The sequence below is a fragment of the Aquimarina sp. AD1 genome (genome assembly GCF_003443695.1).
Classification (GTDB): domain Bacteria; phylum Bacteroidota; class Bacteroidia; order Flavobacteriales; family Flavobacteriaceae; genus Aquimarina; species Aquimarina latercula.
In genome coordinates, this window is sequence record NZ_CP031966.1 from 45,660 (window position 1) to 64,760 (window position 19,101).

Below are 19,101 nucleotides of genomic sequence, written 5' to 3' on the forward strand. Positions count from 1 at the left end.
TTAAAATAATAGATATTATGAAACTAAATAAATTAAAAAATATATCGGTTGCTTTAATCATACTAGTTGGATTAGCAAGCTGTAGTAATGATGACGATGTGGTCGTAGTTAATCCACCTATAGTTTTGGATTTCTCCGGAACCTTTGCGCAAGAAGATCAAATGGGACGTCCTGGTATCAATACGGTTTTTAGTGCAACATCTGATATAGAGAATAGCTTTAATGTAACGATCCCTTCAGAACAAGGAGCAAACTTTCAATCATTATTCGAAACTCAATTAGCAGGGCTGCATAATGCATTTGGAGCAACTTATGAGAACAATATTTTAGGATTAGACATTACAACCTTAACTATGGTTTTAGCATCAGATGTATTACAAGTCGCTCCAGGAGTACCAACAACTTATTTTGATGGGACTAACGTATTAACTGGAAGAAATCTTACAGATGATGTGATTGATGTATCGTTAATCTTATTATTTGGTGGACAAACAGGAGATCGATTTAATGGACAAGATTTAGATAATGATGGAACTCCAGATTTACCAATACTTGTTACTGATGGAGTTAGTAATTCAGGGGAGACACCTTCAGATACATTCCCATACTTAGAGTCACCACACGGTTCGTAAGTAAAACCACATTCTTTGCTGTCAAGCTGAGCCTGTCTGTAGCTAAATCAGCCCTCAAATGATTTTGTATACCTTAATAAAGGTCAATATAGTAGGCTCAGAATGATGGTTTAAACTCAAAAAACAAAACAAATGAAAATATCAAATAGCATCATAGTTCTCTTAATAGGAATACTTATTGTTTCCTGTAAAAAAGAAGAAGCAACTATTACGAATCCAGAAGATTATGCGGTATATTTTGCTGAACAGAATAATCAAACAACAAAAGAAACTAAAGAAAAGCTTCAATTTTGGAATTCTAGAATAAAAGCAGACAGTCTTCAGATTACAGCTTTAGCACCAGCTGCAACTGCATATACAGAACTATTTCATTCTACTGGAGATATAGCTTATCTTAAATTAGCTGAGAAAGCATTAACAAAATCTGTAGATGTAGCAGCAATTGGAAAATCAGGGTATCTTTTAGCATTAGCGCATAATTATATATCCCAACATAGATTTATTGAAGCAAAAGAAGCAGCACAAGGTGCTTATCTTTTAAAAACAAATAGTAAGGCGACAGAAATGGTCCTGTTTGATATATCTATGGAGCTAGGAGAATATGAAAATGCGGAGAAGTATTTACAAAAAATAACAAATCAAAGTGATTATAATTTTCTAATTCGTTTAGCTAAATGGAATGATTATAAAGGTAATTTGGATGCCACTATTAGGAATATGGAAAAGGCATTGAAAATTGCAGAGAGTAGTAAAAACAAAGGGTTGCAATTATGGTCCTATACCAATTTAGCTGATTATTATGGTCATGCTGGTAGAATAGAAGAGTCTTATGATCATTATTTAAAAGCTTTAGCAATTGATCCTTCTAATGCATATGCAAAAAAAGGTATTGCGTGGATTATATATTCTTATGAGCATAAACCAGAAGAAGCGTTAAAAATTCTTGATGCGGTTATGTCTGATTATCAAAGCCCGGACTATTTTTTATTAAAAGCAGAGATAGCAGAATTTCATAAAAATGATACTGTCAAAAAAATCAATCTAATAAAATATTATAATTCAGTTAAAGATAATAAATACGGTGCTATGTATAATACGCATACGGCATTGTTCCTTGCAGAAGAATATGGTGAGTATGATAAAGCATTAGCTATAGCTGAAGAAGAAATACAGAACCGTCCAACACCACAATCTTATGATTTAAAGGCATATATATTAAATTTAAAAGGAGATCATAAAGAAGCATTGTCGATTGCTGAGAATTATATAGTTAATAAGACATTTGAACCTGTAGCGAATCTTCATATTGCTCAGATTTATAAAGCAAATAATTTATCAGAAAAAGTAAGTCCAATAATTGAAGAATTGATGGAAAGTAGTTATGAGTTAGGACCTGTTATTTCTAAGGAATTAATGAATCTGTAAAAATTACTTTCTTTTAAATTATTAAAAAATACCATGAAAAATATACTTGTGATATTCTCGCTGATATTCGGCTTACACACTTACGCTCAAAATCAAACTTTAAAAGGAAAAGTTGTTGATGCATTTGATACGGCTCTTTCCGAAGCGTATGTATATAATAATCATGCTGAGAGCCATACCCACACTTTAGAAAATGGAACTTTTTTACTTCCTAAAGTAGCAATTGATGATACATTAACCATACGCTTATTAGGTTTTGAAACGAAAAACTTAATTATTAAACAAGTCGATTTTGATAACGGGATTGAAATAATGTTAGAAAGTAAAATTTTTCAGTTGGATGAGTTGGTCTTAAAACAGGAGATTAATCCATTACAGCTGATTAATAAAATAGATATGAAAGTAAATCCGGTAAGCTCTTCTCAAGAATTGTTACAAAAAGTCCCAGGCCTATTTATAGGTCAACATGCAGGTGGTGGTAAGGCAGAACAGATTTTCTTAAGAGGGTTTGACGTTGATCATGGGACAGATATTTCAATTTCTGTAGATGGTATGCCAGTAAATATGGTATCTCATGCCCATGGACAAGGATATGCAGATTTACATTTTATTATTCCTGAAACTATTGATAAAATACGTTTTGGAAAAGGATCTTACACGGCTGATCAGGGAAACTTTAATACAGCTGGATATGTAGCATTTAAAACAAAAGAAAGTTTTACTAATAATAAAATTAAAGTAGAAGCAGGAGATTTCAATACTATACGTACAGTTGGCTTATTTAATCTTTTAGGTACTTCTCCTAAAGAAAATGCCACATTAGCATTAGAATATCTAGAGAGTGATGGTCCTTTTGATTCGCCTCAGAATTTTAATAGAATTAATGTAGTTGGGAAATATACTAAGGAGTTATCAGATAATAAAAAAATATCAGCCACAGCTTCACATTTTACAAGTCGTTGGGATGCTTCTGGACAAATACCAAATAGGGCAGTAGCGCAAGGTGTTATCTCGAGATTTGGAGCTATTGATGATACAGAAGGTGGAATCACATCTAGAACGAACTTTAATCTGGCATACGATACTTTTATTGCAGAAAACTCGACGTTTAGAACCAATGTGTTTTATACAATGTATGACTTCGAATTATATTCTAATTTCACTTTTTTCCTTAATGATCCTGTAAATGGAGATCAAATTAGACAAAAAGAAAGCAGAAAATTGTTTGGTTTTAATAGTGTTTTTAGTTCTAGAAAATATTGGGATCAAGTAGAGTTAGAATTAAATGGTGGAATCGGATTGCGGAATGATACGATTGATGATAATGAATTATCCAGAACAGTTAATAGGAATGAAACCCTCGAACGTGTAAGTTTAGGAGATGTAAATGAAACAAATGCATATGCTTTTGCAGATGTAACTTTTGATTTAGGGAAGCTAAAAATAACACCTGCTGTTCGTTTGGATTATTTTAAATATGTCTACGAGGATGCATTATTGGCTCCTTTTACTGTTCTATCTGAGACAAAATCTATTATATCACCTAAATTGAGAATTTCTTACGATCCAAGTGATAACTTACATTTTTTTGCAAAATCAGGAATTGGATTTCACGGTAATGACACTAGAGTAGTAACTGCCCGAAATGGAGAAGAAATTTTACCTAATTCATATGGTATAGATTTTGGAATGAATTGGAAACCTTTCTCAAAAGTATTTTTGAATACGACACTTTGGTATTTAGGATTGCAACAAGAGTTTGTATATGTGGGAGATGAAGGAGTAGTTGAACCTAGTGGGAAAACTAGAAGAACCGGAATTGATATTAGTGGAAGATATCAAGTAAATGATTGGTTGTTTTTAGACTCGGATGCGACCTACACATATGCCAGAAGTATAGAAGAGCAAAATGGTAATGATTATATTCCTTTAGCTCCAAAATTTACTGCTGCAGGAGGAATAAGAATAGAGAGTTTACATAATTTCTCTGGCGGGATACGTTTCAGGTATTTAGGAGATCGCCCGGCAACAGAAGATAATAATATCCAAGCAAAAGGATATATGGTGATTGATATGTCATTGAATTACAGATGGAAGCAATTTGATTTTTCATTAAGTGTTGAGAATTTATTTGATACAGAATGGAACGAAACACAATTTGCTACAGAATCTAGGTTAGCAAACGAAACTCAATCAGAAGAAGAAATTCACTTTACACCTGGCACACCATTTTTTGCAAAAGCAGGAATAACATATAGGTTTTAGAATATAATGATGAATAGAATAAAGTATCGAAAAGATAATTGAGTTAATTGGTTTTGTTTTTTGATGTTGTTAGTAAGAGCTTGTTTATAGGGGGAACAGGCTCTTTCTTCTTAGTATGGATATATTGGTGAAATATTCTTAATATTACTTATATAAAAATGGTTACGAATTATTTAAAAAACTGATATAATAATGAAAGTACATATAGAAACAGAACGATTAATTATAAGAGATCTAGAGGAATATGATGTACAAGGAATTTTTGAACTTGATTCGGACCCTGAAGTCCATGAGTTTTTAGGAAAAAAACCTATAAAAACAATTGAAGAAGCAAGACAAGTAATAAAATTTATAAGAACTCAATATAAAGAAAATGGAATTGGACGTTGGGCAATTATTGATAAGGAAACTGAAGATTTTATTGGTTGGACTGGATTAAAATATGAACAAGATTTACGAAAAGAATTTAATTATTATGATTTAGGTTATAGACTTAGAAAAAAATACTGGGGAATTGGAATTGCAACGGAAACAGCAATAGAATCGCTCAAATATGGATTCGAAAGACTTGACTTAAAAGAGATTGGTGCTGCTGCAGATATAAATCATCTAGCATCTAATAGTATATTAAAGAAAATCGGTTTAACATTTGTCGACAGATTTGATTATGAAGGAGTATCTCATAATTGGTATAAAATTAAAAAAACGGAATGGATAAAGAATAAGTAAAGAGATGATAATAAGAATATCATGTTTAGATCTTATCTAATTAATTTATTGAAAATGGGAAGCGCGTTTACAATTAAGCATATCTTTGGTTGTAATGTTTCCATAAATCAGACAATCAAAACTATCTAATGAAGAGACCTACAATAATCATCTATAGTTTTATCTTTTTATCCTTGGCACTTAATTCGTGTAATTTTTTAAGTAGTAATAAGGAAGGTAATTCCGAGAACATAGATAATACGGAAGAAGATAATAGACCTTATTTTGAAGGTGAAATTAAACTATCAGAATCTAGAGGACTTTACGGCGATTTAACAAAAGTACATACTACTTATTTTATATCAGAGTATAAGATAAAAAGAGAGCAAAGATGGGGAGGTGTTTATAGTGTATTGGATAATTATGCAGGCATCATTATTGATTTAAAAAAAGACAGTGTAGTAATGTATTATGCTGATAAATTCAGTGACAAAAGAAATAAACATACACTTAGTATTAAAGATTATAAATCGCAGCTAGAAAATAAAGTGATGCCAAGTGGTATACCATCTCCTGTGGATCATACTTTTAAACTATTACCGGCTTACAGATTGATTGAGCAAATAAAAGATTCTACGATAATTAAGGAGTTTAGTTGTGATTTTACACGATATCATGATGATACGGATTTTCTAAAACAAGATATATTCGATTCTAAAGAAATAAAGGTAAAACGGGAATTATTAGATATGGTTTTTTTAAATCTTCCTGATGAGATTAATTTCCCTTTAAAATCAGATGTAAAAACCACCTTTTCTGAAATTAGTAATGATTCGATAATAAAAGGAAAACAAACGAAGGCTATTGATCAGTTAGCAAGAAACATATTACGTAAAAAAGATTCTACGATTAAAAAAGAAACAGATTTAGAAAAATTATCTAAAAATAAATGGCTCAATATGGGACTACAAATTCTTAAAAAAGGAGTAGATCTGAACATTCATATAACTACAGATGTTTCAGAGTTTTCTATTAGAGCATTATCAAAAATAGATATTTCTATACCATCTGGAGATTTTGATGAAATTTCAGATTTTGATGAGTTTCTAAACACGCTTCCTACGGGTGGAGGTGGAGATTTTGATGATTAAAACTTAGCTTATAGGAGATAAAGTCATAGAATATATACTATATCCTATGATTCATACTGAGAATGATAGGATATAGTATGTTATTGAATTTTTATGGTGTATTCACTGTTTTAGTTTCATTTAAGGCCTGTATAGCTTGATATACGTGACTCAGGTCTGTTGGTTTTAATCCAGGTGTTTTAGAATTAGAATGACAGGAAAAACAACTACCATATTCACTGTATGCAGCTCCGTTTTGGGCATAGGTTTCCATTGTACTATTAGCTAATTGACTTGTTCCAATAGCAACTCCATTAGTTGTTAAGGTTTCGGAATAACTTTTTCCGGTTGGTGCAGCACCATCATTTGTCCAAGTAGCGCCAATAAAGATATAATTTTTACGCATATCTCCACTCGTTAATTGTCCTAGAACGCTATTATTGGTAGATATGATTTGACTATTAGAGGCTGCGACTGATTTATTTTCAGGATTTGGAACGCCAGTATTTGCAACTCCCCAAGGTTTTGTCATCTTAGTATTACTAGGAGTAATGGTTTGTGTTGGACTTGTTTTTGTGTTTGCAATGATATCTCCTTTATCATAAGTCATATGAGATTTATTGTAGGTACCACTCGCACTATTACTATTTAGTAACCAATCATTTCCAGTATCGGCTGCAACGGCAATAGTGGCTGGTGGAGTAGCATTGTTTACGTATTCATAGGTTAAATTTGGAGCATTACTAACATGCTCGAAAGTTGCCCAAACCATTTCTGGGTGCCCTGAGGTACTACCTACAATATGTATTCCTACAAGAGCAAGTTTTGCTGTTTTAGTTCCATTTGGTGTCCATTTTGTATCTGTTTTAGTATATGTTGGGATGATAGCATCCATAGTGATATACGTACCAATATCTGATTTAGAAATACTATCAGCCTCTACCCAAGATGTTTTGATTTCGATGGCCAGGGTTTCAGGATCTTTTAATGTTACTCCTTGACTTTTAGCAAATGCTGTAATACTATCTAAGGTAGTTTGGGTTGTGGGAAACTCATTGTCATAAAGCTTTCCTGTTTTGGCACCTGTCAAAAATTGAGCATATACATCATTAACCATAGTAATATAATATAAAAGAGATCCATTTTGTGCTAATAACACATCATCAGTCGCTTGACCTTCTTCAGTATCAATTAAAGGATCATTTTTTTGAGTGTTTGCAACTGCACTAATCAATTGTCCTGGTACATGAGGAATTAATGTTCTTTCTTTATCTACAACTGGAGAAACTGTATAAAAAGCAGGTGTTTCTATTACAGTACCATTGCTATAATCACCTTGTTTTACTGGAGATGTCATCCAAAGAAACATTCGTTCAGACCATTTATAAAAATCGCAATTGTTTAGGTGTTTAAAGGTTACACTATTGGCAGGCGTTACAATACCGTTTTTGGAAACACTATTAGTTTTAAACCAAGATTCAAAACTAGAAGCATCTACTACACAAGATTGTAAAACATCAGAGGGAAGTTTAGAGTTTACTGGAGTTACTGCTGCGATCAATGTCTCGGTATTTTCATTTGGTGAGTCTGTAGTATATTCTTTTTTTTCTTTTTTATTACAAGAAATAATTATAGCTACCATTATAAGTAGTAGTACTACATTGCTAAAAGATGATTTTTTCATTTGTTAGTTATTTAGTTAGTATTTGCTTAGGCAAAATATTATAATCGAATAGACTAAAATTACCCCAAAAAAAATAACTGTAATAGCGTATTTATACGTGTTTTTTAGTAAAAAATACTTCAAAAAAAGCAATAAGAAAAAGCTAAAAGCACCTTTAGTAGCTAATTATAAGTTTCCCGTAATTGAGAAAATGATAAATGTTATGATTCTACGATACCCAGAGTGTATAGTTGTTCCATAGTAGGAGATTCACTTCCTCCTTCTGGTTCTAGAGTGATACCAAAAGCTTCTGAATCATTAGTGTTTGTAAGAGAGAATATTTTGATTCCATCTTCTGCGAACTTGTTTAAAATACCTAAACTAGTTGGAGTAAGTGGATCCAATTTTAGAGACCACACTTGATATACTTTACCTGGTGGTGGAGTAGGTAATCCAGCAACATCTATGTAAGTAGTTTGTTTTTCCTTATCCCAATAGACAGCTGCGTATGCTGTAGGATCCACTTGTTGAGCTTGTAAAGGAATCTGTAATACATCTTTATCACGTAATACACTTAAAAGTGATTTGACTTTAGATAGGTCTTCTTCTGCGATATTAATTTTTCCTTCGAGTAGCTGTTGCTCTATTTGTGATTGAACAACTTGTTGACGTAGTGTTTTGTTTTTGTTAAACTGAATAAATAATCCAATTAACAAAGCGATAGAAGCAGCCCAACCAATATACGTAGTCCAATTTGTTCGTTTAGGAGTAATAGGGATCACATCTGTTTCTTTATCCGTAAGATTTAGTTTTTCCTTAATACGATTAAAAACAGATTCTGGGTTATAAGGAGCTGCTGATACAGAAAGTTGCATAAGAGATTTTTCAATCTCTCTTACTTCTTGTTCAATTTCTGGATGTTCTTTTAAAGCTTTGTATACTTCGGCATTCTCTTTTTCGGATAATGCGCCGTATACATAAAGCTCTAATATTCCAGATGATATGTATTGTTCTATATCCATAATTATACAGCCAAGACTTCTCTTAATTTATTAATGCAAATTCTGTTCCGAGTTTTAATCGTTCCAATTGGAATGTTTAATTCTTCTGAAGCCTCTTTTTGTGTGAACCCTTTAAAAAACAATAAATCAATAACTTTTTTACAAATAGGTTCAAGTATTTCTATATACTTTTTTATACCTATAGCGTCAACTTTACTTGAGAAACTATTTTTATCTTCTAATATATCTACGAAAGAATCAGCAGTTTGGTTTTGTTGAGAATTTTTAAACCCTAAAGATCTTGTTTTATCAATAGCAGCATTTCGAGCAATATTAAGTATCCAAGTAAAAAAACGTCCTTTTTTTTCGGAATATGTATCTGCTTTATCCCAAACTTTTATAAATACATCCTGTAATACTTCTTCAGATAAAGTCTCATCTTTTAGAATGCTATAAATAATACCTAGAACATTTTCAGAATACATCTCATATATACGTTGAAATGCCTTTTCGTTTTTTTGTTGTAACTGAATTATTAATTCTTTTGGCTGCATGCAAAGTCCATTCGTATATTACTAAAGTACTGCTTTTCTTTAAAAAAAGAAAAAGAGCACATCTTATGGATATACTCTTCTTATATTTAATTACTTTATAAAGTTTTATTTCTTATTCTATAATTCCACCACAACTAACTCTACTTCCGGCAGCACCTGAAGGTTGAGAAGTGTAATCATCTGTTCCTTGATGTACTATTATAGCTTTACCTACAATATCTTTTTTCTTGTCCTCGCAACCAATACACCATTCATTTGTAGCGAAGGTGATAGATCCTTTACCATCTGTAGCAGCATTAAAGTTACCAATATCTCCTTTGTGGTAACCTTTTGAAGCTCCCCATTTTCCATGAGGTTCCATAGTTGGATTCCAATGGCCTCCGGTAGATTTACCATCTACAGAAGAACAGTCTGCTTTTTCGTGAATATGAATCGCATGTTCTCCTTCTGATAATCCATTTAAATAAGCAACCATAGTAACCATACCGCTTTCTTCTGTAAAAGTAATATTACCAGATACATTGCTATCACTTTTTGGTGTTAAAGAGATCGCTAATGTTTTTATCTCGCTCTTATCTTCTTTTTCCTCAGTAGTTTCTTCTGTGATTTCTTCGTTTACTTTTTTATCATATTCCTTTCCTTCCTTCTTATCTCCTTTGCAGCTAAGAACAACAATAGTAAGAAAAGCAATTACCACTAGATTTAGAGTTTTCATAATTTAATGATTTGTTACGTTTAGAGTAAACTAATATAGGACTGTTTTAGCTTATAGCAAAGGATTTAAGAGGTTTTTAGATTTCGTTAAATATTAATTGTGCTTAATTCAGTAATACTTATACCTAAATTTACATCCGGAGTAAGTCTATATTGATATAACCCTGTCTCACCAATTGCGATTAATAAATTCCCAGATATAATGACATCAAATGCATTGTTGTTAATCGAAGTAACCAGATTTGATTCTGATGGATCAGAAACATCGAAGACTTTAATTTCGTCATCACAAACAATTAAGAAATTGTTATAAAGCCCTAATCCTCTTGGGAAAGTAAGGTTTCTGGAATTGATCAGAATGGGTTCTGTAATAGTGGTAACATCATAGATTTGTAAGACATTAAGATTATTACCACAAAATGTATCGGAGTGTAAAGTAACGAATGCATGTGTATCATTTGCAATAACAGGGTCACAAGCGGTAAAATGTTCTACTTGAGAAAGTTTTTCGGGAAATTCTGGATTTGTTAATCCATATATAAACATTCCGTTTCTTGATCCTATATATAAATAGTCTTTATAACTAAAAAGTGTTTCGATATTAAAACCAATCGGTATGGTGTTAACTTGTACGGGATCTTTGATATCAGTAATATTAAATACGGTAAGATCCGTATTATCTACAGTGTATAGATAATCTCCTTTTAACGTAAAGGTTGCTAAAGATCCACCAATTCCATCATTATTTATTGGAGATAAAGAGTCGTTAGAAGAATCGGAATCGCAACTAAAAATAATAAAGGAAGTGAGTATCATAAGTATACATTTTTTCATAATATTTGGCGTTAGTTGATTAATATCCATCCTATTACAACATTGTTTTCAGGTATATCGAAAGGCAAAAAACCATCTGGGGACCGCATTTCCGGAAATACATTGATTACTCTTTTAGTAAGTGTAATACCGTCAGTGTTATTATATTCTATTGCAATTAAATCAGTAGCTTGATTAATGTATATCATATTATCACGAATCGCTAAATCAGTTGATCCTGGAGCTTCAAGAAATTTTAACGGAGTAGGGGATGTAGGATCTGTGTTATCATAGACATGAAAACCTTTATGAACTTCATTGATAAAAAGTAAATTATCCTTACTGTAAATTTTACCCGAAGTATTAATTGAAATAGGATCTTTCAAAGAAACTGAATTTTCGAAATCATTTCTATCTAATAATATAGGTTCATATTGCGAAAATGCTGGGTCTATTGGGAAATCATCATCGTTGTTGTCGCAATCTACCAGAAAAGGACAGCAACTTTGTAGGCTTATGAGTAGTAAGCCAAAAATAATTAATTTTGTTTTTTTCATCTTTTGATTGTTTGATTAAAAGATGAAAAGAATTTATAAAGGTTGCGTCGATTAAAAGAACTTAGTTTCCTTTTTCCAACCTAATTATTTTCTATTATAGCTTTTTAATAAGTTGTTTTTTGTCTCTTATACCAAGTTTTAGGTTCTCAGTAATGATCAAAGCCTTGTCTATTTTGGTCTGAGAGTTTTTAAACTGTAGTACATAATAAATTAAACTTCTTTTCATACCAGCGGTAAGTGATTCGAATATATCAGATGCCTCAGGATCACTTTGTAATACGGCTTCTAGTTCTTCGGACATTTCTACACCGTATTTAGAAGTATCTTCTAGTAATTGTATATTAAAATAATCATTAGGTAGAACACCAAGTTGTTTCTGTTTTCTTTGACTAAACATAACATAAAATTGTTCCTTTCTTTTTAATAAAGCTGCGTGAAATTTAATATGGGTATCCTTAAAACTTATTTCGATAATTACTCTTTTCTGATTGTTAGTAATAAATGATTTGGCAATTTCCAAAGGAATTAGTACGCTATGTGATGATTGTAAGGAGGTAATAAAAACTGGGCTTTTCATTTATATATTTATGTTTTCTTCTATAATACAGTTATCCAAATAGTTTTTTTATCTGAAAAGTTATAGTAATATGTTTTTGTTTTAACCAAAAACATATAAATGTTTTAAGTCAAAATATTTATGTATTAGAATAAGTTGTTTAATGTTTTTTTTGTTTCGTTAATCAAATCGATCTAAAATAACTTATAAAGTGCTGTTTTAATAAAAAAAGTAAAAAAAAAATCTACAGGTATCCCGTAATTAAAAAAAGGTATAGTTATTATTCTGATTATCAGTATATGTGTAGCGATATGTTAAAAAAAAATAAAAAGTCTAGTATTTATGTAGGTTAACTAACAATTGGTAGTTTAAATAACTACCTGAATTTTTGTTTTAGGGAAAATTCAGTGAAAATGTGAAATTGTTAAACTTTATTCAATGATATTAGATTTGTGTCTAAGATGTTTTTGATTTTGTTAATTTTAGTTAACACAAATTCAAATTTTATACATATGAGAAAAATGTACTCGTTTGTCCTATTAACTATGTTGATAGGCCAGGCAATGTTTGCACAAAACATCATGGATGGTATAGTTAAAAACCATCTGAACAGCACAACAGCTAAATCAGCACTAACATCAGACGATGTGTCAGAGTGGGAAGTAACCGATGTGGTTCCTTCTTTAAATCCCGATATACAGCACGTATATGTACAACAGCGTTATCAGGGAATTCCAATACAGTATGCTACATATAAACTTACTGTAAAGAATAATGAAGTAACTTGGAAGATAAATCAATTTATATCGGATCTTAAGTCCAAAGTTACTTCTGCAAAAGCCTCTCTTCCAGCAGAGACGGCAATTATGAATGTTGCTAGAGCTCACAATTTACAATCTCCTCAGTTGGTGAGATCAAAAAGTAAATCTGATGGATCATTAGTTTATGAAAATTCTGGAATTACTTTAGAACCTATAGAGGCAAAACAAGTTTATATCAAGCAAGATGATCAATTGATATTAACTTGGCGTGTTAGTTTATATCAAAAAGACGGTCAACATTGGTGGAATGCTAATGTAGATGCTACTACTGGTGAAATTTTATATACGGAGGATTGGGTAATAACTTGTAATTTTGGTACTCCTGATCATGAAAATCACAATCACGGAGCGTCTGTTTTATTTGAAAAAGAAACGCCAATTGTTCCTGCTCCTACAGCTAAAACTAAGTCAGAAGCGTCAGCAGCGTTTGCTCCTGACTCTTATAATGTATATGCAATGCCTGTAGAAAGTCCTAGTCATGGTAATCGTTCTATAGTAACCGATCCAGCTGATCTTAATGCTTCTCCATTTGGATGGCATGATACGAATGGTAGTGCTGGGGCCGAATTTACAATTACTAGAGGTAATAATGTATGGGCTCAGGAAGATAGAAATGGGAACAATGGTACAGGTTTTTCTCCTGATGGAGGAGCTAGTTTAGATTTTAACTTTCCTATCGATCTTAACCAAGCACCTACAGCATATGATGATGCAGCAATAACAAATCTTTTCTACTGGAATAATATTATGCACGATGTGTTTTATCAGTATGGTTTTGATGAAGCTAGTGGAAACTTCCAAGAAAATAATTATGGAAATGGTGGTGCTGGAAGCGATTCTGTAAATGCTGATGCACAAGATGGAAGTGGAAGTAATAATGCGAATTTTTCTACTCCAGGAGATGGAGGTAATCCTAGAATGCAAATGTTCCTTTGGACAAGTCCAAATCCTGATAGAGATGGAGATTTAGATAATGGAATTATTGCACACGAGTATGGTCATGGTATTTCTATTAGATTAGTAGGAGGCCCATCTTCTAATAATTTAGGAGGTTCTGAGCAAATGGGTGAAGGATGGTCTGATTGGTTTGGATTAATGCTTACTATGAAAGCTGGTGATTCTGGTACAGATGCTCGAGGAATAGGGACATATGCTTTAAATCAACCAACTACAGGAGATGGTATTCGTCCAACTCCATATTCTATAGATAGATCTGTAAACAATACGGATTATGCAGATATAAATGGATTGGCAGTTCCTCATGGAGTAGGATACGCTTTTGCAACTGTATTATGGGATATGACTTGGGGTCTTATCGACGCAGAAGGATTTGATCCAGATTTTTACAATGGAACAGGAGGTAATAATATCGCTTTGGCATTAGTAACTGAAGGATTAAAAAATACAGCTAATAACCCAGGATTCGTTTCTGGTAGAGATGGTATTCTTCAAGCAGATCAAGATTTATATGGAGGGCAATACGAATGTATTATCTGGAAAGCATTTGCTGATCGAGGAGTTGGTCAGGATGCAAATGAAAATAGTAATGGAGGTACTAATACAAATTCTGATCAGATAGTATCTTTTGTTAATCCTTGTGATGGCGGTGGACCTGGACCTGGAGGTGATGAGTGTACTGGTGATATAGCATCATTCCCATATAACGAAAGTTTCGAAGGAAATATTGGAGATTGGTCTCAAGATTCTGGAGATGATTTAGATTGGACTGTTGATTCTAACGGAACTCCGTCTAATGGAACAGGACCTAGTGGTGCGGTTGATGGTACTTCTTATATTTATGTAGAAGCTTCAGGAAATGGAACAGGATATCCAAATAAGAGAGCAATTTTAAATTCACCTTGTTTAGACTTTAGTGGATTGACTTCTCCAACATTAAGTTTCCAGTACCATATGGTTGGTAGTGCAATAGGAACTTTTGACGTTGAAGCAAGAACAGATAATACAGGAGATTGGACAAGTGTATTTAGTAGATCTGGTGCTCAAGGAACAGATTGGAACACTGCAAGTGTTGATCTTTCTGCATATGCAGGAAATGCTAGTGTACAATTACGTCTTAATACGATTACAGGATCTAGCTGGCAAGGTGATGTTACCATAGATGATTTAAGTATTACTAATGGTACTGTTGATCCAGGACCAACTTGTGAGTCAATTAATTTCAATGATTTCTCTATTACTCCTTTCTCTAATCAAGATTCTGCAGGTAATTTCTCTATTGTAAATGGCGGAGCAGGACTATCAATGTCTAATAATACTTGGAAGTATATTCCTCTAAGTTATACGGTAACTGCTAATACGGTTATAGAGTTTGATTTTAGCAGTACTTCTCAAGGAGAGATTCATGGTGTTGGTTTTGAAGATGATAATACATTAACTTCTACTAGATACTTTAAAGTTCACGGTACTCAGAATTATGGGGTAACTAATTTTGATAATTATTCTAGTGGTACAACAACATACGTAATTCCAGTAGGTAATTTCTATACAGGAAGTATGGATAGATTGGTATTCATTAATGATAATGACGCAGGATCAGGAAATAATTCAATCTTCTCTAATGTTAAGATCTATGAAGGATCTTGTGATGGATCGGCTGCTTTAGTAGCAGATTTCGGACCAACAACTCCTATTATAGGAACCGAAGATGAAGAAGGAATTTCTATTTTCACAATTTCACCAAACCCACTACAAAGAGGTGGAGTATTACAGATTGCAATGAAGGATACTAAGAGTACTAATAATACATATTCTATTATGAATATGGTTGGACAAGTTGTTGGACAAGGTACTTTAAGTAATAGTAAAACTATAAGTGTTGGTAATCTTGAAACTGGTATGTACTTATTAAAAGTTCAAGGAGAAACTAAACGATTTATAATAAAATAGATTTAATTTAAATCTTAAGTTTTTTAAGAAGGCCGTCCGAAAAGGCGGTCTTCTTTATTTCATAATAATACTTTTTAATTATTAAGATTACTAAAAGCGGAGTTAGTCCATGTGGAATTCTATACAATACTTGATGTAAATTTTGATGAATGGATTGAATTGGAAAATCCCAATAAAAATTAGCAACTATTCTGGCAAAAGCTGTAAGTAATCCCCAAAGTACTGCATACCATAAAGTATATAATTGAAGTCGAGGTATAGGTATGAAAATTAAAATTGCAATTATAAAATCAAGAATGCCTGCGATATATAAAAAGGTAATAGACGTTCCTTCTGAAAATCCAAATATTTGTATAACCATATCTACAAATTTTCCAGGAACGGGATAAAACCCAAAAGCATATAATCCGTGGGAGAAAAAGGTAAAAGCTACCAAAATTTTAAGTATAACAACTAATCTTAGAGGATTCAGTTTTTTAGAATAATTATATAATAAAGCAAATGGTAAACCAAACTGAATACTGTGCTCAAAAAATTGAGCGAAATGATAAAATTTTTCTTTGGTCATTAATAGTGTTAGTAATAGCAAACTAATTCCACCAAATATGATGGGAATTCGAAACCATTTTAGATTCGTTTTTTTTATTACAAGAGCGGAGATTGCAGCGATAAGATATATGAGGCCATTGATTTTTATACCATTTTGTATAGCGCTATCTGTTTTGTGACTAGTGGCATAGTCTTGCCAAGGAGTATTAAAAAAACCTTCGACTATGGGTTGTAATATCGATTCATCCCAGAAAAAGGTACGATAGGGAGCATCCCAAAACAAATGTTGTAATGATCTACCTAAGAAAATTAAGAAGACACTAATTTTAAGAAGTAATTCTATTCGATTGCTTTTCATTGCACAAAGTAACATAGTAAGATGTTAATAGATTGTAAATTCAAGGTTATACTTTTTGTAATCTTAAACTATTAAAATTAAGGATTAATTAAAAATCTAGAATTAGATTTTTTTAATTACATGATATCCTAAATTTGAGAAAACTAACTTAATCTTCATATTAAATGAAACAATTCATTACACTAACTTTAATACTATTAGGGCTTCAATTGCAAGCATCTAATGATAAATATCGACTGACCCTAAGAGGTAACCCTTCCACTTCGATAGTTGTAGGATGGAATCAATCATCTGGTAGCAATCCTACTGTTTATTTTGGGACTACAGATTATGGCACTAATTATAATAATTATCCAAACTCTAAGTCACCAGATAGAACAGTTTCATACAAAGGAATGAATAATAATTTCGCTAGACTTACAGGCTTACAGCCTAATACAGCCTACTATTTTGTGATTAGAGATAGTCAAGGTACAAGTGAGCGTTTTTGGTTTAAAACAGCTCCAGCTGATAAAAGTAGGTTATCCTTTATTGCGGGTGGTGATTCTAGAAATAACAGAACTCCGAGACAAAATGCAAATCGTTTGGTTGCTAAGTTAAAGCCTCATGCAGTATTGTTTGGAGGCGATATGACAGATGATGATACTAATAGTCAATGGCAAACTTGGTTTAATGATTGGCAATTAACAACTGCATCCGATGGCAGAATGTTTCCAATTGTAGCAACAAGAGGGAATCATGAAGATAGTAATAACAGTGTTTATAACTTATTTGATACGCCATCATCAAGTGTATATTATGCATTAACTTTTGGTGATAATCTTGTTAGGACATATACGTTAAATACAGAAATTTCTATTTCAGGTAATCAAACGACATGGTTACGTAATGATTTGAATTCAAATACCAATGTTATTTGGAAAATCGCGCAATATCATAAACCAATGCGTCCACACGTATCTTATAAATCAGAAGGAAACAGTCAGTATAGCAATTGGTCCCAATTGTTCTACGATAAAGGAGTCAAACTAGTAATAGAGTGTGATGCACATACCGTAAAAACTACTTGGCCTGTGAGACCATCTACAGGATCAGGAAGTGATGAGGGTTTTATAAGAGATGATCAGAACGGAACAGTATATGCTGGAGAAGGATGTTGGGGAGCTCCTCTACGTTCTAATGATGATAATAAAAATTGGACAAGAAATTCTGCAAGATTTAATCAGTTTAAGTGGATTTTTATTGATGAAAATAAGATTGAAACTAGAACTATAAGAGTAGATAATGCTTCGCAAGTGGGTTCTGTATCTAATAGCAATGTATTTCAGGTTCCTTCGAATTTAGATATATGGAATCCTTCTAACGGAAGTGTAGTTACCATTAATAAGGGGACAGTAGATCCTAATCCAGATAGTGGCACAATAGAAGTGGCTATTAGCAATGGTAATGATGATGTAGAAGAAAGAGAAAATGGAGATGTGTATACAAATAGTAGTGATTTAGAATTAGTTTATGATAGTTATAGTAATGCAGGAAATCAAATAATAGGACTTAGATTTCAGTCGCTAGCGTTACCTAAAAATGCAACAATCACTAACGCATATATTCAGTTTACGGCTGATGAAAGTAATAGTGCCAATGCAGAATTAGAAATAGCTTTACATGATAGTAGTAATTCTTCTGCATTTAGCACAAGTAACTATAGTGTTTCTAATAGATCGGTGTTTTCTAATAAAGTAATTTGGAGCCCTAATTCTTGGTCAAGTGGTCAGAACGGTTCGGGACAACGAACTCCTGAGCTTAAGAATATAGTTCAACTTCTGGTAAATAAAAGTAACTGGGTTTCTGGTAATAATGCTTCTTTTATTATAAGAGGAAAAGGTGTAAGTTTAACTAGCACTTCTGCAAAGAGAGTAGCAGACTCGTATGAAGGAGGTTCTGATAAAGCAGCGCGTTTAGTTGTTGTTTATACTACAGATTCGGATACAGATCCTGTAGATATTTGCTTAGGTATTTCTCCTTGGCAAAGTGGCATTAGCTATGCTGTTGGAGATCAAGTAACATATCAAGGTTATTTGTATGAAAGAACATCCTCCAATTGGACTAACTTGGGGGCTTGCGGAATAGTAAGAGTTAATACTGATGTTGCTAAAATACTATCTCCACCACTAGAAGAATTAGAGAATGATTTGACTTTTGATATATATCCCAATCCTTTTACTGATCAATTGAATGTTACTATTTCTAGAAAGTTAAAAGAAAATTATAAAGTTTTGATTTACAGTTTGCAAGGTAAGGTTGTGTATAATAAAATAGTAGAGCCTAGTGCTGATAAAACTACTATTTCATTATCTGGAACCCAGAAATCAGGAATATATTTATTGTCAATAGAAGATAGTAATGGTAAGACTATCAAAACAAAACGATTGATAAAAAAATAAAATTGAT

15 protein-coding genes are annotated in these 19,101 nt (G+C 32.4%); 7 read left to right on the forward strand and 8 right to left on the reverse strand.

Annotation, left to right across the window (positions count from 1 at the left end):
• Nucleotides 1–17: 17 nt before the first annotated feature.
• From D1815_RS23990 to D1815_RS00275, 5 genes are all read left to right on the forward strand, one after another.
• A complete protein-coding gene (locus D1815_RS23990; protein ID WP_118385469.1) occupies nucleotides 18–632 on the forward strand; it encodes a DUF4331 family protein in 615 nt (204 codons plus the stop codon).
• 132 nt (nucleotides 633–764) lie between these two features.
• Complete coding sequence (locus tag D1815_RS00260) at nucleotides 765–2,057, forward strand: tetratricopeptide repeat protein (RefSeq protein WP_027392155.1); 1,293 nt, start codon at nucleotides 765–767, stop codon at nucleotides 2,055–2,057.
• Nucleotides 2,058–2,090: 33 nt separating this feature from the next.
• Nucleotides 2,091–4,322 carry a TonB-dependent receptor plug domain-containing protein gene (locus D1815_RS00265; protein WP_118385470.1) on the forward strand — a complete coding sequence of 744 codons (2,232 nt, stop codon included), beginning with the start codon at nucleotides 2,091–2,093 and terminating at the stop codon, nucleotides 4,320–4,322.
• Nucleotides 4,323–4,514: 192 nt separating this feature from the next.
• Entirely contained in the window at nucleotides 4,515–5,051 is a 537-nt protein-coding gene (locus D1815_RS00270) for a GNAT family N-acetyltransferase (RefSeq protein ID WP_118385471.1), read from the forward strand.
• 128 nt (nucleotides 5,052–5,179) lie between these two features.
• Nucleotides 5,180–6,181: a hypothetical protein gene (locus D1815_RS00275; protein WP_118385472.1), complete on the forward strand. Its 1,002-nt coding sequence runs from the start codon at nucleotides 5,180–5,182 to the stop codon at nucleotides 6,179–6,181.
• A gap of 91 nt (nucleotides 6,182–6,272) precedes the next feature.
• Here the strand turns inward: D1815_RS00275 and D1815_RS00280 are convergent, their stop codons facing one another.
• From D1815_RS00280 to D1815_RS00310, 7 genes are all read right to left on the reverse strand, one after another.
• Nucleotides 6,273–7,844 (reverse strand): hypothetical protein, encoded by a 1,572-nt coding sequence (locus D1815_RS00280; RefSeq protein ID WP_120650240.1) that lies wholly within the window; start codon nucleotides 7,842–7,844, stop codon nucleotides 6,273–6,275.
• 200 nt (nucleotides 7,845–8,044) lie between these two features.
• The gene (locus D1815_RS00285) at nucleotides 8,045–8,845 is read right to left on the reverse strand and encodes an anti-sigma factor domain-containing protein (RefSeq protein WP_118385474.1); all 801 of its coding nucleotides are present in this window, start codon (nucleotides 8,843–8,845) and stop codon (nucleotides 8,045–8,047) included.
• 2 nt (nucleotides 8,846–8,847) lie between these two features.
• The gene (locus D1815_RS00290) at nucleotides 8,848–9,378 is read right to left on the reverse strand and encodes an RNA polymerase sigma factor (RefSeq protein ID WP_118385475.1); all 531 of its coding nucleotides are present in this window, start codon (nucleotides 9,376–9,378) and stop codon (nucleotides 8,848–8,850) included.
• Between the two features lie 112 nt (nucleotides 9,379–9,490).
• Nucleotides 9,491–10,093: a superoxide dismutase family protein gene (locus D1815_RS00295; RefSeq protein ID WP_118385476.1), complete on the reverse strand. Its 603-nt coding sequence runs from the start codon at nucleotides 10,091–10,093 to the stop codon at nucleotides 9,491–9,493.
• A gap of 86 nt (nucleotides 10,094–10,179) precedes the next feature.
• Complete coding sequence (locus tag D1815_RS00300) at nucleotides 10,180–10,926, reverse strand: LVIVD repeat-containing protein (RefSeq protein WP_205486650.1); 747 nt, start codon at nucleotides 10,924–10,926, stop codon at nucleotides 10,180–10,182.
• Nucleotides 10,927–10,937: 11 nt separating this feature from the next.
• Complete coding sequence (locus tag D1815_RS00305) at nucleotides 10,938–11,462, reverse strand: hypothetical protein (RefSeq protein ID WP_118385477.1); 525 nt, start codon at nucleotides 11,460–11,462, stop codon at nucleotides 10,938–10,940.
• Nucleotides 11,463–11,556: 94 nt separating this feature from the next.
• Complete coding sequence (locus D1815_RS00310) at nucleotides 11,557–12,039, reverse strand: YdeI/OmpD-associated family protein (protein ID WP_118385478.1); 483 nt, start codon at nucleotides 12,037–12,039, stop codon at nucleotides 11,557–11,559.
• A 491-nt stretch (nucleotides 12,040–12,530) separates the two neighbouring features.
• Here D1815_RS00310 and D1815_RS00315 point away from each other — a divergent pair, with 491 nt between their 5' ends.
• Nucleotides 12,531–15,746: a M36 family metallopeptidase gene (locus D1815_RS00315; protein WP_162897314.1), complete on the forward strand. Its 3,216-nt coding sequence runs from the start codon at nucleotides 12,531–12,533 to the stop codon at nucleotides 15,744–15,746.
• Nucleotides 15,747–15,753: 7 nt separating this feature from the next.
• Here the strand turns inward: D1815_RS00315 and D1815_RS00320 are convergent, their stop codons facing one another.
• Nucleotides 15,754–16,668: a hypothetical protein gene (locus tag D1815_RS00320; protein WP_118385480.1), complete on the reverse strand. Its 915-nt coding sequence runs from the start codon at nucleotides 16,666–16,668 to the stop codon at nucleotides 15,754–15,756.
• A gap of 149 nt (nucleotides 16,669–16,817) precedes the next feature.
• Between D1815_RS00320 and D1815_RS00325 the strand changes: the two genes are divergently transcribed.
• Complete coding sequence (locus D1815_RS00325; protein WP_118385481.1) at nucleotides 16,818–19,094, forward strand: fibronectin type III domain-containing protein; 2,277 nt, start codon at nucleotides 16,818–16,820, stop codon at nucleotides 19,092–19,094.
• Nucleotides 19,095–19,101: the final 7 nt, after the last annotated feature.